Raw genomic sequence first — 25,905 nt, 5'->3', positions numbered from 1 at the left:
TCCATGCTCGCGGTGTCGGCACTTTTCGGCACTGCCGCTTCCCTGTGTGCTGAGGATGTCTCACGCAAGCTGCCCGCCATCTATGAGCAGGCTCTCAAGTCCCACCTCACACCGCTGGAAGAGGTGCTGAAATCCCTGCCTGCCGTGCCTGGGAACGCAGAAGACGGCTGGGTGCTGCTCGGAGAGGATGTCCAGTACGTGACAGCGGATGGGAAACGGTTCCTGGTGGAGCACGAGGTCATCAAGGCCCTCACGGATGCGGGTGCGGAAGAGATCGCGCGGACCGTCCGCTCGTACACCCGCAGCAGGCACAAGATTCACCTCGCCCTCGCCCGCACCATCCAGCCCGATGGCACCCGCCAGGAGGTAAAACCAAGCGCCTCCTTCCTACAGTCACCCCAGCGCGAGGCGGACGAATCGCTGTACCACGACACGGGAGAGCTCGTCATCATCTTCCCCAACGTGAAGGCCGGATCGATTGTGGAGTGGATTCATGTCGTGGAAGAACACACTCCCCGCGTTCCGGGCCACCTGCAGACAGCCTTTGCTTTTGAGTGGGGCTGGCCAATCCACCGTCTGCGCAAAGTGCTGGACCTGCCGGATGAGTGGGCGAAGCGCGTGAAGATCACCCCCGTCGGCAAGGGAGTGCCCGAGCCCAACCCAACGGTCCAAAAAAACGGACGGACCACGATGGCATGGGAGCGCCAGCATATCGAGGCTGGCCGCGATGAGCCGAGTCGCGCGCCCTTTGACCAGACCGGTCCGCTTGTACGCCTCACCACTTTCAAGGACTGGAATGAGTTCCTCGATTGGTATGCACCCCTCACCAACAAGAAGACGGCGTTGGGCGAAGTACTCGAGACCGAGGTCGACAAGCTGACGCAGGGGCTCTCCAAGCCTCGTGAGATCCTTGATCGACTCGCCACCAAGGTCGCCAATGACGTGCGCTACGTGGGGCTGGAGTTCGGAGACAGCGACATTGAGCCTCACCCCGTGGCGGAAATCTGGGAACACCAGTACGGCGACTGCAAGGACAAGGCCAGTCTGCTCAAAGCGATGCTCGCGCACAAGGGCATCACGTCCCACCTGGCCCTCATCAATACAGAACATGTGGGCGGTGTGGAACGGCGCAGTCCCGGTGTGCGGGATTTCAATCATGTGATCCTCCGTGTGGAGCTGCCTGAGGGTCCCATTTTCTGCGACCCGACGCTCTCCGGCGTGCCGGCTGGCATCATTTCACCGAATGATGCGGACCGGGACGTGTTGCTGGTGAAGCAGCCCGAGCAATGGGAACGCACACCCGCCCAAGATGCGGGCACCTACTCGCTAGACTTCGAAGCCAAAGCCATTCCCACGGGGGAGATTTCCGGCTGGGCCACCCTCCGTGCGCACGGTTACATGGCGTCCCTTTATGCAGAAGGCGAGCGCACACGTACCAAGCAACAGCTCGAAGAGTTCCTGCAGCGTCGCATTGAGCGCTGCTACCCTGGTGCAGAGGTGGTGGATGTGAAGCAAGTACCCTCCAGTTCATCCGGCGTGTACGAGGTATCTGCTTACTTCGTGGTGCCGCCCTCCGGCGCTCTCACGCTGCGCTTCCCGTTTGATGCCGGTTTCCTTCCGGAACCGGGTGACGCGAAGAATCGCGAAACGGACTTTTTCCTGTGGCGCGATGTCAATGCGACAAAGTCCGTCGTCAAGCTTCCCAAAGGCTTCCGTCCATCCACGCTGCCAGCACCACAAGTGTTGAAGACACCCCAGGTGGAGGGCAAAGCTGCGTGGGAAGTCACAGAGGAAGGTCTGAAGGCCACACTCCACTTCGAGGTGAAGGCTTCGCGCATCCCTGCCACCGAAGTCCGGCAACTGGAGCAAGCGGTGGCGGCACTGAAAACCTGGCTGGACCGCCCGCTCACCCTGGAAGCAGGCGAGCAGGTCACAACCGCACCCACCGGAGATGGGCTTGGCGAGTTTCCGATGATGCCTACTGGCGCGGGGCAACTCCAGCTGGTGTACAGCCGGTTCCCCATCAACGGGAATCTGCGTCTTCGCCGTGCGGCACTGGAGAAGACACTCGAATATTTCCCGAAGGATGGGGCCGCCCAGTTCAATGCTCAAGTCCAGCTCGCGTATCTGGACACCCTTGAGGACCAGCATGACCGGGCTCTCCAGCGGTTGCAGGTTCCCATGGCAAGCTTCCGCGGCAGTGTGACGGTGGAAGACGCAGCGCTGGGTGACTACATCACCGGACTCGCCTACTCCAACAAAGGGGCAGATGCCGAGGCACTGGCCATCATGGACAAGATTGTGGGAGACAAACAGGTCTCTGAGTTTCGGCGCTCCTGGGCGCAACTACAGCGCGCCACCGTGCTCGCAAAGACGGACAAACCTAAAGCCATCGAGGCTCTGCTCGCGGGGTTGGAGCTGGACAGCGACAATCACGATCACCTGTTCATGGACCTCGCGGAACTGCGCCTGGAGGCTGCGCAAGAGGACACCTTCCGGAAGGAACTGGTGGGGTACCTGGAAAAGCACCAGGAGGGCGCACCCCTGGTCATGCAGAGGTTGGCCGCGCTGGCCGTGAGCTGGGCTCAGAGCACACCGGAAAAAGCGGCAAAGCTTGTCGCCATCCTGGACGGCGCAGACGAGAACCAGACTCTGGGTCAGGAGTATGCCGACAGCCTCAAAGAAGCGCTCCTGGCGGTGAACTCCGGCAAAGGCTATGCACTCGCACGCAAGCACCTGCAGGAATGGATGAAGAAGCATCCCGAGCAGGTACCGGGTGCAACCGTACCTGCGGAGCTGAAAACACCGGAGGCCTTTGGCGAGAAAATCGAGTCCCTGCGGAAAGCCGAAGACCAGACGAAGGTCATGACTGAGATCATCCGCCTCTCCCTGGAATGTCTGACACAGTTCGAGCCAGGCGAATGGTTCGAGGACCGCTTGTGGAGGCTGGGCACCTATGCCGACTACATGGATCTGAACGACGACCAGCAGGAGTCTCCCCCCGTCCTGGCAGCGGTACTGGAGGCGTGCGACCTGCTTCCCCCCGGGTCCAAGGCAAACTCGGAAGGACGTTTCCTGCGCGGGCGGCAACTCGTGCGGGCGGAGAAACTCGAGGCGGCCGCGACGCTGCTCCAGGATCTCTCCACCAGCAAGGATCTGGACCGTGACTGGCACATCACCGCGATCCAGCGGCTGGGCATGGTGCTTGTCCAGCAGAAGAACTATGAGGCGGCCCTGAAGAACTGGGACCGACTGGAAGACTACCTGAACTACGCTGCAACGGCGGACGATTTGCTTCGGGCCACGCTGCTGTCCCTACAGATGAACCGTCCCGCGCAGGCGAAGAAGTATCTCAAGCTGATGACCCAGATGAAGCCCGAAACCAGGGGCGATGCAGAAGCCAAGGAGCAACTCGACTCCCTCCTGGAACTGGCGGCCGATGAACAAGCCATGCAAGCGTGGTGGGATGCCTCTGCAAAATGGTGGCCGGAGTGGCTGTCCCTCGAGCACAAGCATGGCACTCCGGTGCCTGAAGGGGAACTGATTCTCCCCCTGATCGGCAGCGCCGAGGAACTGGGTGGGGTGCTGGGAAATCAGGCGCGGGCAGGTCAGAAAAAGGAGTCCTTCGATACCATTCGCAAGCTGGTGCATGCAGGCAGGTGGGACCCGCGCTACGCCGCAGAGGTGGCCGGAATGCTGGGCTACCTCAATTCCATTCGCATGAGCGAAGTGACCCCGGAACTGAGGAAACTCGTGGTGGCCATGGAGGGAGCCGGCGGCATCAAAACGGCTTCGTACCGCCGTCGCCTTCAGATTTGGGCCGCCGCAGTCCTGATTGAATCCAAGCAGGCCCCCGCCGCTCTAAAAATTGCAGATGCCTTCTTCGCCGGAGAGAGTGGGAATCCAGATGCCATGACCACGGCCATGGCCCGCCTTCAGGCCACCGCCGCACAAGCCTCCGGAGAGAAGCTGGCGCCAGCCGCCACCCAGTTGGAAAGGCTGCTCGCCACGCAGGGGGCCGTGCCTGATGCAGTGCGGGCGGCGGCAGTCTTCGACCTGGCGGGTGTCTACTCCAAACTCGGAAGACCGGAAGCGGAAATTGTACTGCTGGAGCGCGAGCTGGAGCACCCGGCCGTGACCAAGACTGACTCTGCGATCGAGTTGCTCAAGCAGCGGCTGGAGGTGCTGCGGGAGGGCGGTGGCGCTGGTGACGCTCCCGCCCTCGCTGCCAAGGCCTGGCTCGCTGCTGGCAAGACAGGTTGGTATGACCATGCCCGTCCCAAGGATATGCAGGACTCCAAGGCGGAGAATGCTGACAAGACCATCGCGACGGCCAATGGCCTGCTGCCGCTGGAGTTTGTAAAGCTCTGTCTGCTGATCACCCAGGACTCCAAGCAGGCGGACGCCTCGCGTATGGATGCGCTGATCCGCCTGGGGTGGTACACGCATGCGGCGCTGCCATCCCTGGAAGATTCCGGCCCACGCCTGGAGGCCGTCCTCTCGGAAAAATCCCTGCCCCGCCGCACCCGTGGCCTGCATCTGGACTCCTTCCTAAGGAATGCGTACGTCACCCAGGATCGCGAAGCCATTCGAAAGTTCGGCAACCACCCCGTTCTCGCCGGACTCCAACCGGAGGATGCGCCCCATCATGACATCTTCCGCCGTTGGGCCGCTCTGGAGCCCACAGACCTGGCAGGGCACAAGGAATTCGGTCTTGCGCTGCTGGAGAAACAACTGACCTACTTCGAATGCGAGGCCCTGAAACGCTGCATCATGGCGCTCGCGTTTGGTGGCAAGGATGCCGACGCCCGGGCTCTCTATGAAAAGCTGGGACATGCCCGGTTCGAAGACACCAAGGACAAGCCTCCGCTCCAGCTCGCCGCGCTGAAGATGATCAACCGGGCGAAGAAACTCCTGCCCTATCAGGAGGAGATGAAGGCTCTGTACCTGAAGCATCGTCCCCTACCCGCCGGTCCCCCTCCCGTGAAGCTGGCCTGCAAGTCGGATGTGCAATTCAACCTCTCCGAAGCGGATGCCACCGCGGTACGCGAAGGCTGGCTGAAAGACGGCACCTGGCCCAGGCACAGCCTCGACTTCTGGTTCGACCTTACCAGCGACCTTCCCCACAGCGAAACACGCGAAAATCTCGCGTTTGCCCTGCTGACATTGGCCCTCGAGAAAGCACCGGAAGACGGCGACCGCGCGCAGCTCATCATGGGCAGCAGCGGCTATGTGGACATCGACAACCCCGCCGCGAGAGAGAAGCTGGCCGCCATACTGAAACCGTACCGCAACCGCCCAGATGCGCCGCTCACCGCGGATTCGCTCAAGACGCGTGATCTGCTGGTGCAGATGCGAGTGGGTGAGACATCAGACGGATTCACCGTGCTGACCTCTTTGCGCGATCCGCGCAACCTGGGTCGCACCCGCTGGCAGCTCTTCCGCAAGCTTTATGCCGATCAGGACAAGGCTGGACTCAAGCGCCTGGTGGAAATGACCAGCGTGGATGAGTTGATGTCACCGCTCTACGCTGGCCTCATGACCCGTATCTACCTCCTGCTGGACATGAAGGATGAAGCGGAGCTGGCCACGGAACAGGCGCGCGGCACCATCTATGAGAGCATGACCCGTGGCTGGGTGGACCCGGACAGGCGCACTGCTTTCATGGGGCTGCATGCGGCGGAAGCCATCGGGGAGCCGGATCTAGTGCCCGCTGTCATGGCCCAGGAATTGATCCCTGAAACGAAACACGAGCGGGAGAAGCTCTTCCTGAGCCTGCTGGAAGCCCGGCTGCGCAAAGATTGGGAGGCCTGCGCGAAGCACGCAGCGGAGGGTGCCAGGCTCTATCCCACCTTTTACGACTTCTACCTGATGGGAGGCCTCGCCTTGGGCAATCTGGGGCGCGGTGAGGAAGCGGTGAAGGCCTTGCAAACCTTTCTGGACCATGTCCATGATGACCCGGATTGTGTACAGGCACGCCAGATGCTGGAGCGCTTCTCCAAGAAGCAGCCCTGAGGCGTAATCATTGGCAGGACAGGAGGTCCAGGGCAGCGGCGGGGTGGTCGAACACCACGCCGCGCCTTGCACTCCCCTGCTCCGTGCGCTACGTCCACACCCCCACTCACACAGGACACTTTCCCTTCTACTGACTACTCATCATGACCTACGACCTCATCGTCATCGGCGGCGGCCCCGCGGGATACGTCGGCGCCATCCGCGCCGCCCAGCTTGGCAAAAAAGTGGCCTGCGTGGAGAACGACCGCGCTGGCGGTACCTGCCTGAACTGGGGCTGCATTCCCACCAAGGCACTCCTGAAGAACGCCGAGCTGTACCACACCCTCACGCATCGCGCGGACGAGTTCGGCCTGAAGATTGACGGCATCTCCTACGACTGGAGCAAGATCGTGGGCCGCAGCCGCAAGGTGTCCGACAAGCTCTGCGGCGGCATCGAGTTCCTCTTCAAGAAGAACAAGGTGGACTACATCCGCGGCACCGCCGCCATCCCGGCTGCGGGCAAGGTGGAAGTGACGGACAAGGACGGCAAGAAGACCTCCTACGACACCCAGAAGATCCTGGTGGCCACCGGCGCGAAGTCCCGCCCCATGCCCGGCCTGCCCTTCAATGGCAAGACCGTCATCGGCAGCCGCGAGGCGCTGACGCTGGCCGAGCAGCCCAAGGAAATCCTCATCGTGGGCGCCGGCGCCATCGGCATCGAGTTCGCCTATTTCTTCAACGCCTACGGCACGAAGGTGACCGTGGTGGAAATGATGCCCCGCATCCTCCCCGTGGAAGATGAAGAGGTGAGCGCGGCCCTGGAAAAGAGCCTGAAGAAGGCCGGCATCCGCATCCTGACGAACACCAAGGTCACCGCCTCCAAGGACCATGGTGACAAGGTGAGCCTGACCGTCGAAGGCGCGGCCAACGAAACGCTGGAGGCCCCCATGTGCCTCGTGGCCATCGGCGTGGTGCCCCTGCTCCCGGAAGGTGTGGAGCTCAAGAAGTCCGAAAAGGGTGGCTGGCTCGACACCGACGCCAATTACGAGACAAGTGTGAAGGGCATCTACGGCGCCGGCGACATCATCGGGCCGCCCTGGCTCGCGCACGTGGCCAGCTACGAAGCCGTGCACGCGGTGGAAGGCATGTTCAAGCCCGGCCACAAGCCGAAGAAGGTCACCACCTTCCCCGGCTGCACCTACTGCCAGCCGCAAGTTGCCAGCATCGGTCTCACCGAGGCGCAGGCGAAGGCCAAGGGCCTGAAGTACAAGGTCGGCAAGTTCCCCTACCAGGTCAGCGGCAAGGCCCTCGCCATCGCCGAGACGGAAGGTTTTGTGAAGATCATCTACGGCGAACCCCACGGCGAAATCATCGGTGCCCACATCATCGGCGCCGAGGCCACCGAACTCATCGCTGAGATGAGCCTCGCCGTGACCATGGAAGCCACCGCCGACGAAATCGAAGCCACCATCCACGCGCATCCGACCCTGGCCGAGATGCTCAAGGAAGCCACCGAAGTGGCGGAGGGACATCCGATTCATATCTGATCGAAGCGCGGAAGAGCGAGACAGCACTTCCTGCAAGAGCACCGGCGCAAGCCGGTGCTTTTTTGTTTGCCGGAGCTTGGAAGTGCCGCCGCTACCACACGCCAGCTCCACGCCACGTCCTTCCACTAAGGCCGCAGTCGTTAGTGTAGTGGCGGCCTGAGGTGCGTATAGATGACACCCAATCCGGTGGAATCGTATAGGTCCCAGCTGGCATTCTCCTGCCGAACAAAATAGTCATCCGCTCCAAGGACAGTACGCCACTCTTCAACGAGTTCTCTGAAGGCAGGCAGTGTGAATGTCGTCGGACAGAGGTCGGTGGGGAAAAAACTAAGCTCCACCTCATACTCGGAATGATCGCTGAGATCCCAATCCACAAAGCAAAGAAGCCTCTGAATGATCGCAGAATCACTCCGAAAGACTCCGAAAGAATGACCACAAGAGGATCCGAACAACGTCTCCCAATCGTGTACCTTGAGAGCTTCCGCCTGATCTTCTCCTTCCGAGTCGGAAAGACTTTCGATGCTGTACTTCGACAGCAATTGTTCACAGAACGCAATCAACCGCCACCGGGCAGCGGGGCGAAATGTGATATCCCTCGTGCTCCCGTCCCGCTCCAGGAGATATTTGAGAACTTCAGTGGAAGGATACATGGAAGTTAGGCTCTCATCTCAGTGAGCGTCACCGTACACTTTTCGTTCTCTCGTGCCAAATCACTCATACGTCTTCAAACACACCCGGCCATTTTCTCCTGGCGTCAAAAGTGCTCTATCGTGAGTATTCCCACCACTCCCGCAACCCCGGATTCCGCCGCTGCCAGAAGATGCCGTGATAGTCTTTCTTCCTGGTCTCGCGCCAGATCAAGAAGGTGCTCAAGCAGACACACGCGATGAAGACCGCAGGCCATCCAGGCCAGTCCGTGATCAAGGTGCACGCGGCAAGCAGCACAAAGGTGCCGGCCCAGGTGAACTCGGACCCGCGGGCGATGCGGAAGACATTGCAGAACAGAAAGAAGTGTCCCACGACAAATACCACGGCCACACCGGCCCACCAGATGACAGAACCGAGAAACCACGCGGTCGCTGCGCCAAGGCACAACACCACCGCATCCATCGCGGAGAAGCGAAAGCCGGGGCGGAACTGAGACTGGGGCATGGAGGTGGGGCAATGAATGAATGCGGGCGTAATGAAACCAGGACATCCCTGCCCTAACTGAAGAATACCAGCAGCGCCCACTTCTTCTCCACGGTTTCACGAACAAACTCTCTCATTTCGCAAAGAGTTTCCCAGATGTAGGCCACGCCCTCTTCACCGTCGCGCTGCCAGATTTGCGGATACACTCCAGCTGTGTCCATCTTCTTCCCATCGTAACGCAAGCGAACGCCATCTTCAGTCTGTGCCTCCAACACCGCCTGGATGCGCTGCACCTCCTCTGGCTGGAACAGGCGAGCGCCTGTCTCTTCCCGGTCATCACCGGCGGGAGTTCCACCGTGCATGATGAATCCCTCCGGGAAGTCTCCTCCTTCTGCGGTGCCTGTAAGAATGAAGTGCATGCCCTGCCAGGCCTTGTCGGTATCACCTTCGTCCTCTCCCTCTCTTGGTTCCAGTGACGGAAGCGACTCCGACTTCGACTTCGGCTCCACCTTTCGACCAAAGAGTCTCGATAAAAAACCGCTTCGCTTTGACGACGCAGCGCTTTCTTCAAAACCCAGCAATGCGTGCATCAGCTTCGGATGCTGCAGCAGGAGCGCAGCATTTGCTGGCGATACACGGATGTACGAAAGGACAACTCCCATGGCGAAACGATGCGCGCGGAACCGTCCGCATGTCAAACACCGCCACACGCCAAGCCGGCAAATACACTCGGATTTACTCTCTCCTCATCGTCCAGCTCAAGGCTTGTGCACCGTCTTGAGAGAGCCATCATCCAGAAGCTCCATGATTACTGTTTTACCGTGACCACCTTCCGTTTCCACCCTGAACTGGAACCTCGAGACATCGATGGCGTCGGGCTCGCCGACATAGAGGCAACTTCCCTGCATCGTGCCGAGGTGAGTCGAACCGCTCCAGACCATCCGAGGAGTCGCAGAGCCGTATCCTTCCACCGTGACCATCTCCATGTTTATCACTGGACCGGGACCCGAAAAAAATCCTTCGCCAGAAAACTTGTGTGCGAGCTGCACCACCACCAGCAGCTCCCGACCTCCCTTCGAACGGCGCGTCTGCGCAAACACGAGAGGAAACTCAGACACCTCACGTTTGATGCCAAGCTGACCTGCCAGGGTTTGCCAGGCCGCAGAAGGTGGAATGACCACCGCTTTCCCCAAGTCATACTTCTTCGCCAGCGTCCGATAGCGGAAATCTAGGACAGGAACCCGGTAGTTCCTGAAGAAGACGATGTCCGCCTTCCCCGGCATGAGCTCCAACGGTCCGCCATGATCCTGCCCGCATGATTTCATGACGATGACAGCAGCGCCCAGAAACAACACACCGATGACCAGACTGAAAAGTCCCTTCTTGGTGCCGGATCCGCTCATGGCATGATAGGAAGACGACCATGCCGCGGCTCGGGTTACGCATGAAACATTCAGCGTACAGCTCCAGGGCCCTCGCGTATCCGGAGTCCATGTCATTGGCAGATATCGACGCATAACATCTTGAGCCGTTGCATCTCGAGCTCGAGTACACCGGCACAAACGTGTGGCGCAATTACCTCGTTTCTCACCTGCCGCTCACCCCTTCTGCCACACCAGACCTGCTGGCGAAATCTGCGGGGGCGCGGCCACGACTTCACCCACCGCTTTCAGATAGTCTGGATACCACTCGCCAGCGAGAAAGGCATCCATGGCCTCCTTGCTGCTGTAGAGCTGGAACACACAGATGGTATCTGGGTCACCCTCGTCATAGCAGAAGTAGTAGGCCTCGTGCCCCGGATTCGCGGCGGCACGCGGCTTCACAAAGGTTTCCCAAACCCGTCGCACGTCATCGCGACATCCCGGTTTGGCTTGATGGCGGATGAAGAGGGCTTGCTTGCTCATGATGATGCGGGGCTTTTCTTGTTGCCAGCTGACAGACCTCTTCACGCCTCCGGGCGATCGCAATGCGCCACTGGCCGTACCTCCACCGCGATGCGGTAGTTCAGAGCTGGGCACGCCCGGGCGCATTCCACGGCCTCCTCCAGGTTCTCAGCATAGATCGTCACGTACCCGCCCACAATCTCCTTCGCCTCAATCATTGGACCGTCCACTATGAGTGCACCATGCGGGCCGCGAAGCACCTTTCCGGTGGGCTCCAGTCCATGCGTTGCAACCACCTGGCCCTTTGAATTCATGGACTCCATCCATTTTTTGAAGTGTCCCATGATCTCCTCCATTTCACTGGGTGTAGGGGGCGGTCCGTCACCATAGGGGTGGCGAAGCAGCAGCATGAATCTGGGTCGGGCATCGGTGGTGCTCATATGATGGGGTGGGAAAGATGAAGGAAAGCAGCTGCCCTCCCGGATATGACGAATCACCCGCGCCAAATGGGACAACAGATGACGCAATATACGTTTCTCCTCACTCCCGCCCGATGGATTGGGAAGGGCATTCCTCCATTCTATTCCGAATTCCCTACCAAACTCCGTTCACGAACCAGCCGGTGACAGGCACCCCCGCTGAACTCTCTGCTTCTAAAAGAATCAGTGGGGAGTCGCGTCGTTGCTTCGTGAATCAATCACTGGCCGCCCCACAGCAGGCGACTACCGGCCGCACCTCCAGGGTCATGCCGTACTCCAGCCCGGGGCACGCGCCGGCCAGTATTGCGGCCTGATCGAGATTTTCAGCAGTGAGCATCACATAGCCGCCGACAATCTCTTTTGCCTCAATGAGTGGCCCGTCCATCACCATGGTGCCCCGCAGCACTCTGCCAGCGTTCGTATCCAGACCATTGGTACCGATCACGTGTCCTCTGGCCTCCATGTCATCCATCCAAATCTTGAAGCGCCCCATGATGACCTCAAGCTCCTGCGGCGTGGGCGGGAGATCTTCCCCGTGCGGATGGCGCAGGAAGAGCATGAACTTGGGCTTGGATTCGACTTCGGTGGATGTTGGGGCAGCATTCATGGCGGTGATCAGGATGATGGGCGACGCTGGAGCGACGCATTCACCACCATGACGAACCGGGTGCCGCAGAAAGGACAACGTTTTTTGCGGCCATCGCAGTGAAAGCCCGTCGCCCCTCTCAGGGGACTGCCGCATTCCGTTTCGCATCGTCGTTGGCGTCGACCTTCCTTTTGAAGACGATGGAATAACAATCCGTAAACCCGGCACTCATCTTGACCTCCAGGTAGGTGTATCCGGGCTCCGCATAGGTTTTCTCAGAGGTGCTCTTGGGACCACGTCCGTCGACACCGCTTGTCTCAGCAAAGACCTTGAGACTGGGTTCCGTGCCTTGCAGGCGAACCTCACTGGATTCATGTGCCCAGCTCGAGTCGCCGCAGACTTCCACGAAGGTCCAGCCCTTCGGCTCCCAAAGCGCCCTCTGGCGCGCCACCTCCGGCCCCTGCAGCGGCTCACCGCCGCAGGAAACCAGAGTCAGCAATAGGCAGAGGAATGACAGGTATCTCGGGTGCATGGTCGAGGATGATTCCCAGCCTCGGCATGTGAGCCTTTTTTGTCACATGAATTGGGTGTGAAAACCCCATGAATGCGCAAACTGCCTTCACTCGCGCCCGATGGATTCCGAAGGGCATCCCTCCATGGCTTCCATGGCCTGCGCGATTTCCTCCTCCGTCACTGGTTGGGTGTGGACGATGCTGTAGCCGCCATCATCCCAGCGGGTGAAGAACTGCGGCGCGCTTCCCCGGCAGATGTCGCAGTCGATGCAGGTGTTGTCGACATAGAAGGAGCCGGGCACGTTTTCAGGATTGCGGTCGAGTGGGTTGGACATGGTCGGGTGAGTTTGTCGATTTGGTTGGCTCGATTTTCTGAGCGAACCAACCCTCCGCCTGCAACCTCATTGCGTGAAATGCATTAATGCCATATATTCATGCATATGGCGCATGACTTCCTCGCCACCTCACCCTTCGACCTGCGCGACCTGCATCATTTCCACGCGCTGGCGGAGAGTGGCAGTTTCACGGTGGCTGCGCGGAATGTGGGGCTCACGCAGAGCTCCCTCACACGCGCCATCCAGGGCATGGAGCAGCGTCTTGGCATCTCGCTTTTCGAGCGCACCACCCGGCGCGTCACCCTGACCGAAGCCGGTCTCTACTTGAAGCAACACTCCCGGCGTCTTGTGGGCGATGTGGACGCGGTGCTGAAGCGGATCCGTGAGGAATTCACCGAAGCACGGCGTGAGGTGAAGGTGGGTATCTCACGCAGTGTCACACTCGCGCATCTGCCCGGTCTCTTTGCGGCGAGCCAGCGACATCAGCCGGAGGTCTTTACGCGGGTGTATCACCAGGACAGTGCGGCCATCCTTGAGGCGCTGGATCAGCGCGAACTGGATCTCGGCATTCTCTGCCCGCCACGGCGTCTGCATCCGAGTCTGGAGATCACTCATCAGTTCCAGGATGTGTTCGCGCTGATCGCAGCGCGTGATGCCGTGGCGCCGCCGGCCACCGCCAACTCGCGCACCTGGCGAAGTTGGCTCACGCATCAAAGATGGCTCATGCTCGATCCACGTACCAATACCGGCCGTGCCATGCGCTCCTGGCTGCATGAGCAGAATCTGGAAATCGAGCCCGCGATGGAGCTCGACAGCTTCGATGTCGTCATCCAGCTCGTCGCCACCGGCATGGGCATTGGACTGGTGCCCCGACGCTCGCTCGCCGCCTTTGCGCGAAGGCAGGCCGTGCAACGCCTCACCTGGAAACCCCGCTTCACCCGCGAGCTGGCCGTGCTGGCACGGAAAGAACGCAAACGCGCCGCGCACGTGCAGGGCTTCGTGGATCACATCCTGTTCTGATCTCTCTACCCACCACATCTCCACAAGTCAGTCGGTGACAGGTACCACCCGCTAACCCTCTGCTTCTAAAAAGCCGGTGGGGAGCCGCTGCGCCGGCTTCCTGACTAGAGCGGGCGGAGGTGGAGCGGAGCATTCGGGTGAAAGCAGCTCGCCACGTACCAGTTCCACACCGCCTCCGCCCACTTGATTAGGAAGCCGGCGCAGCGGCTCCCCACCAGTGTGTCTGGCACGCAAAGCAACAAACCAGAAGAGTGCGTCAGAGCTCAATCTCGCGCTTACGTTGTGCAATCAACTAATCCTACTTCACCGCCGTCACTTCCGCCTTCACCTCGGGAAATGTGCTCAGCAATCCCAGGGTCGCCCATGCGGTGGACCAGTAAGTGTAGATGCCATCGACCTTGGGGTTCTCCTCCTTGCGGATCTTGTTGCTGATTCTTTTGTGATCCTGATACCAAGCGCCGTCTTCGCGTTGCGTCTTCAAGAGGTAGGCGACGGCGCGAGGTGCTATCGTGTCCATCTGCTTTGCGGCGGCGACGTTGAGGACGTAGAGCACTTCACCGGTGGTGATAGGATCGCTGTCTTTGCCTTCTGCACCCATCTTCCAGCGCCATCCACCATCGGGTTGTTGCTGGGAAAGCAACGTCTCACAGAGCGCAACTTGTTGGACCGTATGTTTGATTGTCACGGCGTAGGCAAGTCGCGTGGCATGGGTGCGCGTGCTTTGAGGACTCGCGTTCGCGGTCTGCGCCTCGCGGGTCTTCAGCCAAGCGAGCGCGCGCTCCCGATTCGCCTTGGTCTTCTCCGCATCCGCCCAAGGCGAGTTCAGGCTCTGCAGCATGAGCCTCGTCGTGGTCTCGTTCGCTTCGGCCGCGGGCCAGCTCTCCGCGTGAAACTGTCCTGATGCCGCCCACGAACCATCCGGCTTCTGGAAACTCGCGATCTTCGCAGGCAGGGTCTCCAGTTTCTTCTGCGCCTCACCGGGCGGCACCATATCGCGAGACAGGAAGACCATCAGCTCGGCGAGCACGTCATTCCCGCCCTTCGGTTCGGCGAGTTCCACGCACCAGCCAACCCATTCGTCGAGCTTCTTCTGCTCCACGGAAAAGCCGCGGCGCTGGGCTTCGCGATGGGCCCAGACCTGAAAGGGAATGTGGTGACAGGAGAGACAGCTCTTCTCCTCGTACCAGGCGGCTCCCTCCTTTTCCAGAAAGGCCAAGCCCTTTTGCACCGCCGCTTTCACGGCAGCTGGCTCAGGCATCGGCGCGGGTGTGAGTTCCCCGGCAGCACACAGCGAGCGCATCATGAACACACAGCCAAGCTGCAAAACGAGACAAAGCGCTGAATGGCGAGTCATGACTGGATGGGAAGCGGAGCCGCATTCCCCTCTCCTACCCGACTAAACGTGCCCGCCACATGGAACTTAGCAGCGCTTTCGCAGTGGAAGACAGGCAAAAGGATGGGGCTCAGGCGCGTTCCTGCAAAGTTGCCTTGGAAAGGAGAAGCAGATTGCACTACACTACCGGCCCTTTGCCCCTGATCGCCCGCCTTTCTTCATTCCGCCCATGAAACGACCCATCCCCGGAGGACTTCTTATCGCCGTGGAAGGCATTGATGGCGCGGGCAAGACCACCGTGGCAGCCACGCTGGCGCAGTGGTGCGGAGAGCGCGGTCTGCTGTGTGCACTCTCGAAGGAGCCCACCAGCCTGGAATGGGGCACGAAACTGCGCGAATCCGCCTCTGCCGGTCGCCTCACGCTGGCGCAGGAGCTGGACATGTTTCACAAGGATCGCGCCCAGCACACGGAGCAATCCATTGGGCCGGCGTTGGAGGAGGATGGCATCATGATCCTGGACCGCTACTACTGGAGCACCGCCGCCTACCAAGGCGCCCGTGGGGCCAGTGTGAAGGAGGTGCTGGAGCACAACGAGACCAGCTTCCCCATTCCGGACCTCATCCTGCTGCTGGATCTGCCGGTCGAGGTGGGACAGAAGCGCATCCGCGTCCGCGGCGACCAGCCGAACTCCTTCGAAGACGCGGCCTACCAGCAGAAGATCCGTGACCTTTTCTTGAAGCTGCCCGCACAAAGCCAGGCCCGCTCCGTGATCGTGGATGCCTCGCAACCGTGGCGCGACGTCTCGCGCGAATGCCTGAGTCTCTTCAAGGACGCCGCACTGCAGAAACTGTGGAAGACGGCAAATCCCGGCTCCCTGGGCACGGGCACGCTGGGGATCTTCGGGGGTTGAGCCATCAAGACAGAGGCACGCCGTCAGCTCCCCTGTGCCTTGCTCATCTTCTGCACCTCTGCGCCTGTGACGTGCAGGCGAGAGTAACCGTGCAGCTCCGGCCACCAGATCTGCACGCGCACTTGGGAGATCCACTGCTCGCGTGTCAACCCGGTGATCTGCATTCGGGCCCGCGGACCATCCACCGGCAGCGTGTCGAACATCAATGCTGTAGTGAAGGTCATTCCCGGAAATCCCACCGCGTAGGGATTCATGGTGATGGACTGGCTCACCTTCATATGTGCCATGTTTTGGGAATCATCCAGAAGCAGGACATACAACTTCCGGGGCAGCCTTTCAGAAGTCGTGGTACCACCTTGGCGCGCAGGATGTTTTGACAGAATGGGTGAGCGCTCCGCAGTCTGCACCCACAACTGCAGGAAGGCCTCGGGCGACTTGATCTCTCCCATGACTCCACGCAGTCCAGGCTCCAGGAGAAACTCCTTCTTGCCATCAAGGACGTCCCGCAGGGGAAACTCAGCCACCATACGCGGCTGCACGACAGCCAGGGTCATGGTCCATGCGTCTCGTTCTTGCACACTGGACAGGTCGGAGGCGGTCATCTGCAGCACATCCTTCAAAGGCGGGCGCACGGAGACCCTGCCATCATCAGACACGATCCAGCCCTGGGGCAGGGAGCTGTTGATGGTGCGCATCATGTCCACATTCACACCAGCGCGTTTGGTCCCGAAAGTGTTGGGCGCTGGATCACGATCATTGGCGTCTGTGAACGATGTCGGGAAACGAAAGCCACGATGGTGAAAGCCCGTGATCACCGGCACCTCAGCAGGCTGCAAACCCTCTACGACCACGCCGTCCCACAGGCGGGTGGCACCCGGCTGTAAAGCCTTGTCCGCTCCAGGCAATACGAGCCTTGGAGTGCCCCGCGTGTAGGTCATCGCATCCCCCCTCATCCAGTTCCATGGCCAGCCCAGCGTAATGAGTGCCAGCACCACCGCCCCCGCCAGCGCGGCACACAACATGACACGGCGCCGATGCCACAGCGACTGAAGAACCCACAGGATGAAACCCATCAGGCCGGCACCGAAGAGATGCACCCAGTACTGCTCCGTCGAGAAGCTGCGGTCGGGTTCCAGCCAGTCCAGAAGATGATTGCTCGACATCTCGCTGCACAGGAGAGCCGCTCCCCACCAGGCAAGAAGAGCCACGATGAAGATCACACCTTGCTGCCGGTAGGTGCGTGCTGCGGACATCCAGGCCGCGCTGAGTCCGATGGGCAGGAGCACCATAAGAAAGCTGCCGAGGACGAGCTGCGACCACTGGCCCCTGCTGAATTCAAAACCCAGTCCCGCCACGATATCCAGCAGCAGCCAGGGAACGACGATCGCCACCAGCATGAACAATCCCTGGCTCAGCACCAGCGCCAGCCGGCCCAGCGGCTGCGTGTGAATCAGTATCTCCGGCCGGGCCGCCGAGGAGGCCCACACACATCTGCACGTCAGGACCACGCAGAACACCACCGAGACTGGACCGATGATATAACCCAATATAAGATGATACTCCAATCCGGAAATCTGCAGCGCCAGCGATGTCACGGGCAGCAGCCACATGAGGAGCACCAGCAGCCATTGCCTTCGCAACTCATGGACACACTGGTGCCGCACACGCAGCCACAATCCTTGCGGGTGGGCCACTTGTTGCCGGGCGATGGAGAGCTGGCTGGCGGACTCCGGTTCTGGAAGGGTGGCGACCATATTCATGCAACAGCAGGGATCATCGTTGGGGAGTGGCAGGGGACCGGGGTGGGGCGACCGGCTGCCACACGCGCGCTTCTTCATCGAACCGTAGCTCTTCGGGACCCAAGGCCGCTATCTCAGCCAACCAAGCCCTGTCCTTTTCCTGCACCCCGGGTGGGAACATCGTGAGACGCGGAAGTCCAAACGCCTCAGACACCCTTCCACCAACAAGGAGCCCGTCGCGCTCCTCCGCAGTCATTACCCTGGCGAGGTGCTGCACCAACTGCAGCACCTCAGGGATGCCAGCCCGCAGTCCCAACGCGAGCCCCCGAAAGGCTTCTGCCTGGGTGTTTCCAACGAACGGACCTGATTCCTGTATCGATGCCAGAGCTGCACGGCGTGCCGCCGCATCGGCCGCTTCACGATGCTCCGGAAATGATCGGCAGTGCAAGTACAAGTCCTCATCTGCACTGGCTTCCATCACTTTGATCAGCCACGGCACATGGGCCGGATCCCGGAGGTTCATGAAGAGGTTGGCAAAGAAACGTCCCTCCAAGGGAGGAACAGTGCTCATGATCATCGGGGCCTGCTCACGCAGGAGCGGCTGCCATTCCGGACTCTGGTCCACCACCGTGGCGAGCCACGGCTTCACCGGCATCTCCGTGAGGATGGCCTTTTGCATCTGGGGGAACGCGGCGAGCTTCCCCAGGATTTCCGGCCACGGTCGCTGGTCGCCAGTCTTGAGCAGCAAGGAGGGATACAGGCGTGCCATCGGCTCGAGCCGTTCCACCACCAGATCGAGGCGACCTGCCCACGGCCGTCTGAAGGTGGGCCGCAAGATGTCCATGACGGTCGCGAGGTACCGCTGAGCTTCTTCCAAAGTGGTGTTCTCACCGAGTTCCGGCAACTCCCTGAGACGGGCGAGGAAGGACTCATCCTCCTGCACGGAGTCAGGATACTGTTCGATTCTGGAGTCCGAATCCGGGAGCGTCATCGGGGGCAGACTTCCCTCCCACATGGAAGTCCCAGCATAGGACCTCCTCAGCACCACCAGACGAAGCTTTCCCTCATCAGCTTTTTGAACAGGGCCCAGCGGAGCCAGCGCCTTTGGCCACGACACGCGGAAGATGCGCCGCTGCCACGCGGAGGATTCCGCGCGGACGCCTATCTGGGGCTGCGCATTCTGAGGCTGTGCCCCATCGCCTTTCCAGGCATCTGAAAAGACGAGCCCCAAATGTGGCGCATGCAGCACGGGCACAAACTCCTGGGTCCAATCCCAGGGTGGCGCGCTCAAACCCTGCGCCCGGTGCTCGAGACGCAACGTCACGCTCACCATTCCGGAAGTCGGATCACCCCACGATGACCTATGGTCATCCACCGCCAGCACCGTCCATCTCGTCCCAGCCGTGGTCAGAGTGCTTCCGGCCACGGCAGGAAGATCTGCCTCCTTCTCCCACTTGAGCCAGTCGATCGCATACGCTCCCTCCACGGAAATGGGACTGCGATCACGTGTCCATGAGTCCGGCACGCGGAACCGGCCGGCATCTGCGCCGCGATCGATACCCCAACGAGGACCCGCCCTCCACAAAGTGTCCTTGGGGAAGAAGCTGGAGAGCGCACCCTGCACCGAAATGTCCTGCCAGGGATGAAATGCCGTATCAAAGCCCGGGGCTTCAGAGCGCGTCGTGGTGATCACGTCGCTGCCATGACTGAGGACCACTTTTTGCCTTCTCCAGTGCGGAGTGTATTCCGCAGGGAACCCATGCATCTCCCCTTTCACCCAGGCATCATATCGCTGCTGGGCGCCCCTGGAGGGTTGCAGTTTGTATTTGGTGAACGCGGGCTGCAGACCCGGCGCCAGGCGATCCACTTCTGCCTGTGCAGTGGGACGTGTGGCGGGATTGGGTAGTGGCACGTGAAGGATCAGCAGCAGGGTGCCCGCAACGATCACGAACACGGCGGCAAGTCGCAGGCCAAGTTTCCACCCCCTGCTCAGATGCCTCCAGGCAACGCCTGACAAAATCACGGCGCCAACGAAGAACCAACCAGGCCACTGCACGGCATGCCTCAGCCAATGGATCGACACCGGTAGAGGATCAGGCGCATCGATCAGCTTCTCGGAAGTTACCTTGGCGGCCCATGCCAGGGAAAGCCACGCCACGAAAAGGGCGGCGAGCACCACGCCCAAACTGAGCCACACCTCACGCCGACGCCGGCACAGCAGGGAAAAGGGAATCCACCATCCAAGGAAAGCACATGCTCTGAATGCCGCCTCGCCCGCGCCGCTGAGAATCTCATTCCATGGACGATCCGAGAACCACAAGTACAGAGCCTCCTGCACACCGAAGGGCACTACAATGAGCGCCAGAAAAGTCAGCACCCTGCCGAGCAGATAACTCCGAAGCGGTAGCGGGCGCGCGCCAAGGAACCGCTCGGGATTCCCCGGGCGATCCTCTGGTGCACAGGATACGACGAGCCAGAATGCCACGCCCCAGACCACGGGTCTCACCAAGAAAAGCCAGAAGGGATTCACCACACTGCGGTCCACTTTGAAATCCGGCGGCATGGGCGCGATCCACTCCAGATTCACCGCCATCTGCAGTGCCAGGAGCACCAGCCAGAGCAGCCAGCGCAGGCGCACATGGGATGCTTCCTTGCGGAAATGATGCAGGGTGAAGTTCATGATATCAGGGTGTGATAGGATTCACCGTACTTCATGCTCCTGTCACCGTTCCTTCCAGGCGATAGGCACGCGCGAGCGCCACGAAGATTTCCCGGAGACTCATCGCGTGGGCACTGTGGGTGATCACCTCCGGCAGGTGCTGGTGGATCTGCTTCTCCAGCGCGATGCCGTCTGTGTAACGCGTGTCGACAAAACGCACGGTGCGGCCCGCCTGCTCCAGATGCAGCCATGTGGAAGGAACCTGTGGTGGCGCCTTCGCACCATCCGGCATCACCACCTCCACCGCGCGGAATCGCGCCTGCAATGCTTCCGCATCCTCCTCCAGCGCAAGGCGTCCACGATTGATGATCGCGATCCGGTCCGCGAGGCGCTGCACTTCTTCAATATCATGAGAGGATACAAAGACGGTCCAGCCCTCCTCCTCCGTGAGCTCCAGCAGGCCGCGGATGAATTCATCCCGCACCAGTGGATCCAATCCGGAGAAAGGCTCGTCCAGCACCACGAGCTTCGGCCGGTAGGCAAGGCTGCTGAGCAGTGCCGCTTTCATGCGCATGCCACGCGAGAGGGCGCGTAGCTTCGTTTTCGGCGGCAGTTCAAACTGCTGCATGAGCCGCTTCTCAAAGTCGGTGTCCCACTGCGGATAGAGCGGGCGGCAATAGTCGAGGAACTGCGCCACGGTCATCCACAGCGGCAGTTCCATGCTCTCCGCCACGTAGCCGATGTTCACAAACTGCTGCGGCCCGAGCTTCCGGGAGTCGCAGCCCAGTACCGTCGCTGTCCCGCCATCCGGCCGGTAGAGATTCAGCATGGAGCGGATGGTGGTACTCTTCCCCGCACCGTTCGGCCCGAGGAAAGCGGTCACCGCGCCCTCCGGTACCGAGAGCGTGAGGCCATCCACCGCCATGGTGCGGCGGAACTTTTTGCGCAGGTCGTGGAGTTCGATGAGGGCGCTCATGGGTGGGAGTGTTTCGGTTCGCGATTTTCAGGTCGCAGGTAAGAGGGGCGGGCAGTTGCTAACCTTGGCCAGCGGCATCCAGCAGATCCCGCGCAGGGGAGTGGGTGCGATGCAGGGCCTCCAGCACTTGATCAAAAGTGAGGCCGAGGTCCGCCGCCTCCTGTAGCAGCCGCTCACAGGCAGGGCTGAGCTGGGCAAGCCGATCGTCCAAGGGCGGCAACGCGGGCGTGGTCACCACCATGCCGCGGCCCGGTTGGGCGGCGAGGTAGCCGGCGGCCTTGAGCTGGAGCACCACCTTGTGCGCAGTGGTGGGGCTGATCTGGAGCTCCTGGCTGAGCACGCGCACGGAGGGAAAGGTGTCCCCGGCTTGGAGCTGCCCAGTGAGCATCGCCTTCCGCACCGCCTGCAGAATCTGGTCTGAGACGGGGGCATTGTCCTGAAACTGGACGGAGAAGGGAAGCATGGCGGCAATCTGTACCAAGTGTAACAGCATGACTGTTACACTTGCAACAATTTTTTCTCCGAAGCACGATGGGGAATCACGGCAGTGCTCCTGCACAGGTGTTCAGGCCTTCCTTTTTCCCTTGTCCGCCTTCCTATTGCAGTCACACTTCGCGCCACCTCATATTCATTCCCATGTCCGCACGCAAAGGCATCGTTCTCGCCGGGGGTTCCGGCACCCGGCTCTACCCGCTCACCATTGCCGTGAGCAAGCAGCTCATGCCGGTCTATGACAAGCCGATGATCTACTACCCGCTCTCCGCGCTGATGCTGGCGGACATCCGGGAGATCCTCATCATCTCCACCCCGCACGATCTCCCGGGCTTCCGCAAGCTGCTGGGCGATGGCTCGCAGTGGGGCGTGAAGTTTGAATACGCGGAGCAGCCCAAGCCCGAAGGTCTCGCACAGGCGTTCCACATCGGGGAGGAATTCCTCGCCGGCAGTGCGGCGGCGCTCGTGCTGGGAGACAACCTTTTCTACGGCACCCAGTTCCGCAAGGCGGTGGAGCGTGCCGGTGCGCAGGGCAAAGGCGCGACCATCTTCGGCTACTACACCGCGACACCGGAGATCTACGGCGTGGTGGAGTTCGACAAGGCTGGCAAGGCGATCTCGCTGGAGGAAAAGCCCAAGCAGCCGAAGTCGAACTACGCTGTACCAGGCATCTACTTTTACGATGAGAACGTGTGCAAACTGGCCCGCAGCATCAAGCCCAGCGCCCGTGGTGAACTGGAGATCACCGACCTGAACCGCCTCTACCTTGAAGACAACCAGCTCCACGTGGAAGTGCTGGGCCGTGGCGTTGCCTGGCTGGACACGGGCTCACCGGACTCACTTCTGGAAGCAGCGGAGTTTGTGAAGGTCATCGAGCATCGTCAGGGCCTCAAGATCGCCTGCCTCGAAGAAATCGCCTACAACAAGCAGTGGATTTCCAAGGCCGAGTTGCTGGCCACCGCAGACAGACTCGGCAAGACCGAGTACGCTGTCTACCTGCGCAAGATGGCGCAGTATGAACACACCACGGCGGCCCACGGGCCGATCGCGTAAGCATTGCTGGCGCAGGAAGCCGCTCTGGAAAGCAGATCGACAGCAGGCCGGGCGGCAGCCGCGGATCTCAGGGACTCCGGCAGTGCGAAGGGACCCCGTGGGCTCGCGCTGCGGCCCATCTGCGCCGCGAAGCCGTTTGCTTCATGGGCAATTGAGGCTTAGCCGTTTGCTTTCCCCGTTATCCTCACCATGCCAGATTCCAGACTCCCCGACCCCCAGCCGCAGGAAAAGGACTTCACCGCTGGGGGCATCTTTGATCTCGCAGAGCGTCCCCGCAATACCACGGGCGATAGAGCCCTGGACGATCGGCTGAAGGAAATCGCCGGTCACTGGGTGAAGGATCCGCGCAAGCGCGACCTCATCGCGGGCATGCTCATGACCAGCCTCAAGATCGGTCGTGACAATGCGGGCATGGGCGACCTAAAGATGCTGCACCGCGCCCTGCGCGAGATGCGGTATGCGAACAAGGTCTTCCAGGACTACCGCCACTGCCGCAAGGTGAGCATCTTCGGCTCCGCGCGCACGCTGCCTGACAATCCAGCCTACCAGGCGGCCGAGCGCTTCGGCCAGCGCATGGTGCAGGAGGGCTACATGGTCATCACCGGCGCAGGCGATGGCATCATGGGCGCCGCACAACATGGTGCGGGACGTGAGAAGAGCTTTGGTCTGAACATCAAACTGCCCTTCGAGCAGAGCGCCAATGACACCATCCTGGGTGATGAGAAGCTGATGACCTTCAATTACTTCTTCACGCGGAAACTCTCCTTCGTGAAGGAAGCAGATGCCTTTGCGCTCTTCCCCGGGGGCTTTGGCACCATGGACGAGCTCTTTGAAGGACTCACGCTGGTGCAGACAGGCAAGGCAAACATCCTTCCCATCGTGCTGGTGGATGTCCCGGGCATGGAATACTGGAAGACATTCCTCGCATTCGTGGAAAGCCACCTCCTGGGTCACGGTCTCATCTCACCGCTCGATCTCACGCTCATCCGCCGCGTGGAAGATGTGGAGGAGGCGGTGCAGGAGATTCTGCAATTCTACCGCATCTTCCACTCCTACCGTCATGTGCGTGATCGCGTGGTCTTCCGCCTGAAACGCAAACTCTCCGCAGCAGCGGTGAAGCAGCTCAACGAGGATTTCAAGGATCTGCTCGCCGAGGGACAAATCGAGCAGGGCACGGCGTTGCCGGAGGAGGCGAATGAAGAGGGCATCTTCCACCTGCCGCGACTCATCGCGCACTTCCGCCGCGGTGACTTCGGACGGTGGCGGCAATTCATTGATGCCATCAACTCCTCAGCGGTGGTCCTGGCAAAGTTATAGCTGCCAGTGCGCATACAGTGCAGGTCACTGAGCATCATGTCAGATGAAAACGGAACTGATCTGGGTGCTGACACTGCTGGCGGGATGCGTCGCGATGTTCGCGGCCAACCGGCCACGCGCAGACGTGGTGGCGCTGCTGGTGCTGATTCTCCTGCCTCTCAGTGGAATCATCACCGTGCCCGAGGCGATGTCGGGATTCAGCGATCCGAATGTGCTCCTCATCGCGGCCCTATTCGTCATCGGAGATGGATTGGCGCGTACCGGAGTGAGCCATCACGTGGGGGACTGGCTGATCCGGAAAGCGGACAGCCGTGAGACGCGCCTGCTGGTGCTATTGATGCTCGCCGTGGCCGGGCTGGGGGCCTTCATGAGCTCCACGGGCGTGGTGGCCATGTTCATTCCCGTGGTGCTGAGCGTCACGAATCGCCTCCGCATCTCTCCCAGCCGCCTGATGATGCCATTGAGCTTCGCCGGCCTCATCAGCGGCATGCTCACCCTGGTGGCCACACCGCCGAACATGGTGGTAGATGCCACGCTGAAGCACGCCGGCCATGCCGGGTTCTCCTTCTTCAGTTTCACTCCGATGGGCCTCGTGGTTCTGGCCATGGGCACGGGTTACATGCTGATCGCGCGACGGTGGCTCGGCGGTAAAGACGAGTCCACGCAGAAGACCGGACGACGTGGTCTGAAACATCTCATCCAGGAGTACCACCTGGAAACCCATGGCCGCCGCTTCCGCGTCCTCCCGGACTCCCCTTTGGATGGACACCAGCTCAAGACCGTGTCCATGCGGAAGGACTACGGTTGCAACGTGGTGGCCGTGGATCGCCAGGTGCATTTCCGCCGGAAGCTTTTCAATCCCGGCGCAAACATGGTGCTGCAAGCCGGGGATGTGCTGCTGGTGGATGTCTCCGCAGCAAGCGGACTGGAAAAGATGGAGGCAGACTTGAAACTGCAGGGACTTCCACTCACCGGGAGCTACTTCATGGCGAACTCCCGCGAGGTGGGCATGGCAGAAGTCCTCATACCGCCAGAATCCGACCTGATCGGCAAATCAACCATCAAGGCTGCGTTTCGACGGAAACACGGACTCACGGTCGTCGGATTGCGGCGTTCCGGCAAGGCGATGGCGGGCCCGGTGCTGGAGGAGAACCTCAAGTTGGGAGACGTGCTCCTTGTGGTGGGTCCGTGGAAATCCATCCGCCAGCTTCAGTCACAGACGAAAGACTTCATCGTCCTGAGCCTGCCCGCAGATGTCGAAGACGTGGCCCCCGCCGCGAGCCAGGCATTCTATGCCGTGCTCAGTCTCTGCGTGATGGTCACGCTCATGGTAACCGGCCTGGTGCCCAATGTCCTCGCAGCATTCTTGGCCTGTCTGCTGATGGGCGCCTTTGGCTGTGTGACCATGGACTCAGCCTACAAATCCATCCACTGGCAGAGCCTGGTGCTCATCGCTGGGATGATGCCCTTTGCCCGTTCGCTGGAAATTACCGGAGGAGTGGATCTCGCCGTGGAAGGCCTGACGTATCTGACGGGAGGCGCCGGTCCCCGCGTGTTGATTGGCAGTCTCTTCGTACTCACCGCGGTGATCGGGCTCTTCATTTCCAACACCGCCACCGCCGTGCTCATGGCGCCCATCGCCCTGAGCATGGCCTCGCATCTGGGCGTCTCTCCCGTGCCCTTCGCCATGACGGTGGCCATCGCAGCCTCCAGCTCCTTCATGACACCCGTGTCCTCTCCGGTGAATACCCTCGTACTCGGTCCGGGGCAGTACCGCTTTGGTGACTTCCTCAAGGTGGGCGTGCCCTTCACGATCCTTGTACTGCTGGTCACGGTTCTTCTGGTGCCGTGGCTGTTTCCGCTGAAGTGAGACGCGGGTTGATGGTCTATGGTTGATGGTTGATAGTCTGAAGAACTGCCATCTGACCTGTTCTCTTCG

General features: G+C 60.8%; 21 protein-coding genes. 7 read left to right on the top strand and 14 right to left on the bottom strand.

Annotation, left to right across the window (positions count from 1 at the left end; translation table 11 throughout):
* The first annotated feature begins 3 nt into the window (after positions 1–3).
* Positions 4–6,015 (top strand): DUF3857 domain-containing protein, encoded by a 6,012-nt coding sequence (locus DES53_RS23310; RefSeq protein ID WP_170157332.1) that lies wholly within the window; start codon positions 4–6, stop codon positions 6,013–6,015.
* A gap of 143 nt (positions 6,016–6,158) precedes the next feature.
* Complete coding sequence (gene lpdA, locus DES53_RS23305) at positions 6,159–7,541, top strand: dihydrolipoyl dehydrogenase (protein WP_113960727.1); 1,383 nt, start codon at positions 6,159–6,161, stop codon at positions 7,539–7,541.
* Between the two features lie 140 nt (positions 7,542–7,681).
* On the opposite strand, the gene DES53_RS33160 is transcribed toward lpdA, so the two are convergent.
* The 9 genes from DES53_RS33160 to DES53_RS23260 all read right to left on the bottom strand — a co-directional run bounded on the left by DES53_RS33160 (position 7,682) and on the right by DES53_RS23260 (position 12,467).
* Entirely contained in the window at positions 7,682–8,191 is a 510-nt protein-coding gene (locus DES53_RS33160; protein ID WP_113960726.1) for a hypothetical protein, read from the bottom strand.
* 115 nt (positions 8,192–8,306) lie between these two features.
* On the bottom strand, positions 8,307–8,693 hold the full coding sequence (locus DES53_RS23295; RefSeq protein ID WP_113960725.1) for a hypothetical protein: 387 nt from the start codon (positions 8,691–8,693) through the stop codon (positions 8,307–8,309).
* Between the two features lie 53 nt (positions 8,694–8,746).
* Entirely contained in the window at positions 8,747–9,334 is a 588-nt protein-coding gene (locus DES53_RS23290) for a YfbM family protein (protein ID WP_113960724.1), read from the bottom strand.
* 96 nt (positions 9,335–9,430) lie between these two features.
* Entirely contained in the window at positions 9,431–10,075 is a 645-nt protein-coding gene (locus tag DES53_RS23285; protein WP_113960723.1) for a hypothetical protein, read from the bottom strand.
* A gap of 195 nt (positions 10,076–10,270) precedes the next feature.
* On the bottom strand, positions 10,271–10,576 hold the full coding sequence (locus DES53_RS23280) for a putative quinol monooxygenase (RefSeq protein ID WP_170157331.1): 306 nt from the start codon (positions 10,574–10,576) through the stop codon (positions 10,271–10,273).
* A gap of 41 nt (positions 10,577–10,617) precedes the next feature.
* Entirely contained in the window at positions 10,618–10,965 is a 348-nt protein-coding gene (locus DES53_RS23275; RefSeq protein WP_170157330.1) for a YciI family protein, read from the bottom strand.
* A 283-nt stretch (positions 10,966–11,248) separates the two neighbouring features.
* The gene (locus DES53_RS23270) at positions 11,249–11,641 is read right to left on the bottom strand and encodes a YciI family protein (RefSeq protein ID WP_170157329.1); all 393 of its coding nucleotides are present in this window, start codon (positions 11,639–11,641) and stop codon (positions 11,249–11,251) included.
* Positions 11,642–11,759: 118 nt separating this feature from the next.
* A complete protein-coding gene (locus tag DES53_RS23265; RefSeq protein ID WP_147263569.1) occupies positions 11,760–12,152 on the bottom strand; it encodes a hypothetical protein in 393 nt (130 codons plus the stop codon).
* Between the two features lie 87 nt (positions 12,153–12,239).
* Entirely contained in the window at positions 12,240–12,467 is a 228-nt protein-coding gene (locus tag DES53_RS23260; protein WP_113960718.1) for a ferredoxin, read from the bottom strand.
* Between the two features lie 99 nt (positions 12,468–12,566).
* Between DES53_RS23260 and DES53_RS23255 the strand changes: the two genes are divergently transcribed.
* Positions 12,567–13,487, top strand: coding sequence for a LysR family transcriptional regulator (locus DES53_RS23255; protein WP_211325653.1), 921 nt, complete (start codon positions 12,567–12,569; stop codon positions 13,485–13,487).
* Positions 13,488–13,785: 298 nt separating this feature from the next.
* Here DES53_RS23255 and DES53_RS23250 read toward each other — a convergent pair whose 3' ends face one another.
* Positions 13,786–14,841, bottom strand: coding sequence for a prenyltransferase/squalene oxidase repeat-containing protein (locus tag DES53_RS23250; RefSeq protein ID WP_113960716.1), 1,056 nt, complete (start codon positions 14,839–14,841; stop codon positions 13,786–13,788).
* Between the two features lie 208 nt (positions 14,842–15,049).
* Here DES53_RS23250 and tmk point away from each other — a divergent pair, with 208 nt between their 5' ends.
* The gene (gene tmk / locus DES53_RS23245; protein ID WP_113960715.1) at positions 15,050–15,730 is read left to right on the top strand and encodes a dTMP kinase; all 681 of its coding nucleotides are present in this window, start codon (positions 15,050–15,052) and stop codon (positions 15,728–15,730) included.
* A 23-nt stretch (positions 15,731–15,753) separates the two neighbouring features.
* On the opposite strand, the gene DES53_RS23240 is transcribed toward tmk, so the two are convergent.
* Genes DES53_RS23240 through DES53_RS23225 form a run of 4 tightly spaced genes read right to left on the bottom strand, consistent with a single transcriptional unit; the run spans position 15,754 to position 21,567 of the window.
* Positions 15,754–17,490 (bottom strand): ABC transporter permease, encoded by a 1,737-nt coding sequence (locus tag DES53_RS23240; protein ID WP_147263568.1) that lies wholly within the window; start codon positions 17,488–17,490, stop codon positions 15,754–15,756.
* Between the two features lie 13 nt (positions 17,491–17,503).
* Positions 17,504–20,149: a hypothetical protein gene (locus DES53_RS23235; protein WP_113960713.1), complete on the bottom strand. Its 2,646-nt coding sequence runs from the start codon at positions 20,147–20,149 to the stop codon at positions 17,504–17,506.
* A 31-nt stretch (positions 20,150–20,180) separates the two neighbouring features.
* Positions 20,181–21,104, bottom strand: coding sequence for an ABC transporter ATP-binding protein (locus tag DES53_RS23230; protein WP_113960712.1), 924 nt, complete (start codon positions 21,102–21,104; stop codon positions 20,181–20,183).
* 58 nt (positions 21,105–21,162) lie between these two features.
* Complete coding sequence (locus tag DES53_RS23225; RefSeq protein WP_211325652.1) at positions 21,163–21,567, bottom strand: GntR family transcriptional regulator; 405 nt, start codon at positions 21,565–21,567, stop codon at positions 21,163–21,165.
* Between the two features lie 173 nt (positions 21,568–21,740).
* Between DES53_RS23225 and rfbA the strand changes: the two genes are divergently transcribed.
* The 3 genes from rfbA (at position 21,741) to DES53_RS23210 (ending at position 25,836) form a co-directional block, all read left to right on the top strand.
* Complete coding sequence (gene rfbA / locus DES53_RS23220; protein ID WP_113960710.1) at positions 21,741–22,649, top strand: glucose-1-phosphate thymidylyltransferase RfbA; 909 nt, start codon at positions 21,741–21,743, stop codon at positions 22,647–22,649.
* Positions 22,650–22,838: 189 nt separating this feature from the next.
* Entirely contained in the window at positions 22,839–23,966 is a 1,128-nt protein-coding gene (locus DES53_RS23215) for an LOG family protein (RefSeq protein WP_113960709.1), read from the top strand.
* A 43-nt stretch (positions 23,967–24,009) separates the two neighbouring features.
* The gene (locus DES53_RS23210) at positions 24,010–25,836 is read left to right on the top strand and encodes an SLC13 family permease (protein ID WP_113960708.1); all 1,827 of its coding nucleotides are present in this window, start codon (positions 24,010–24,012) and stop codon (positions 25,834–25,836) included.
* Positions 25,837–25,905: the final 69 nt, after the last annotated feature.

Source organism: Roseimicrobium gellanilyticum, from assembly GCF_003315205.1.
GTDB classification, from domain to species: Bacteria; Verrucomicrobiota; Verrucomicrobiia; order Verrucomicrobiales; family Verrucomicrobiaceae; genus Roseimicrobium; species Roseimicrobium gellanilyticum.
This window is presented reverse-complemented; position numbering and strand designations above follow the sequence as displayed.

Bases quoted from the DNA above. Each gene is read 5' to 3' on its own strand.
- DES53_RS23310 (WP_170157332.1), top strand. From the start codon at position 4: ATGCTCGCGGTGTCGGCACTTTTCGGCACTGCCGCTTCCCTGTGTGCT.
- lpdA (WP_113960727.1), top strand. From the start codon at position 6,159: ATGACCTACGACCTCATCGTCATCGGCGGCGGCCCCGCGGGATACGTC.
- DES53_RS33160 (WP_113960726.1), bottom strand. From the start codon at position 8,191: ATGTATCCTTCCACTGAAGTTCTCAAATATCTCCTGGAGCGGGACGGG.
- DES53_RS23295 (WP_113960725.1), bottom strand. From the start codon at position 8,693: ATGCCCCAGTCTCAGTTCCGCCCCGGCTTTCGCTTCTCCGCGATGGAT.
- DES53_RS23290 (WP_113960724.1), bottom strand. From the start codon at position 9,334: ATGGGAGTTGTCCTTTCGTACATCCGTGTATCGCCAGCAAATGCTGCG.
- DES53_RS23285 (WP_113960723.1), bottom strand. From the start codon at position 10,075: ATGAGCGGATCCGGCACCAAGAAGGGACTTTTCAGTCTGGTCATCGGT.
- DES53_RS23280 (WP_170157331.1), bottom strand. From the start codon at position 10,576: ATGAGCAAGCAAGCCCTCTTCATCCGCCATCAAGCCAAACCGGGATGT.
- DES53_RS23275 (WP_170157330.1), bottom strand. From the start codon at position 10,965: ATGCTGCTGCTTCGCCACCCCTATGGTGACGGACCGCCCCCTACACCC.
- DES53_RS23270 (WP_170157329.1), bottom strand. From the start codon at position 11,641: ATGAATGCTGCCCCAACATCCACCGAAGTCGAATCCAAGCCCAAGTTC.
- DES53_RS23265 (WP_147263569.1), bottom strand. From the start codon at position 12,152: ATGCACCCGAGATACCTGTCATTCCTCTGCCTATTGCTGACTCTGGTT.
- DES53_RS23260 (WP_113960718.1), bottom strand. From the start codon at position 12,467: ATGTCCAACCCACTCGACCGCAATCCTGAAAACGTGCCCGGCTCCTTC.
- DES53_RS23255 (WP_211325653.1), top strand. From the start codon at position 12,567: ATGCATATGGCGCATGACTTCCTCGCCACCTCACCCTTCGACCTGCGC.
- DES53_RS23250 (WP_113960716.1), bottom strand. From the start codon at position 14,841: ATGACTCGCCATTCAGCGCTTTGTCTCGTTTTGCAGCTTGGCTGTGTG.
- tmk (WP_113960715.1), top strand. From the start codon at position 15,050: ATGAAACGACCCATCCCCGGAGGACTTCTTATCGCCGTGGAAGGCATT.
- DES53_RS23240 (WP_147263568.1), bottom strand. From the start codon at position 17,490: ATGAATATGGTCGCCACCCTTCCAGAACCGGAGTCCGCCAGCCAGCTC.
- DES53_RS23235 (WP_113960713.1), bottom strand. From the start codon at position 20,149: ATGAACTTCACCCTGCATCATTTCCGCAAGGAAGCATCCCATGTGCGC.
- DES53_RS23230 (WP_113960712.1), bottom strand. From the start codon at position 21,104: ATGAGCGCCCTCATCGAACTCCACGACCTGCGCAAAAAGTTCCGCCGC.
- DES53_RS23225 (WP_211325652.1), bottom strand. From the start codon at position 21,567: ATGCTTCCCTTCTCCGTCCAGTTTCAGGACAATGCCCCCGTCTCAGAC.
- rfbA (WP_113960710.1), top strand. From the start codon at position 21,741: ATGTCCGCACGCAAAGGCATCGTTCTCGCCGGGGGTTCCGGCACCCGG.
- DES53_RS23215 (WP_113960709.1), top strand. From the start codon at position 22,839: ATGCCAGATTCCAGACTCCCCGACCCCCAGCCGCAGGAAAAGGACTTC.
- DES53_RS23210 (WP_113960708.1), top strand. From the start codon at position 24,010: ATGAAAACGGAACTGATCTGGGTGCTGACACTGCTGGCGGGATGCGTC.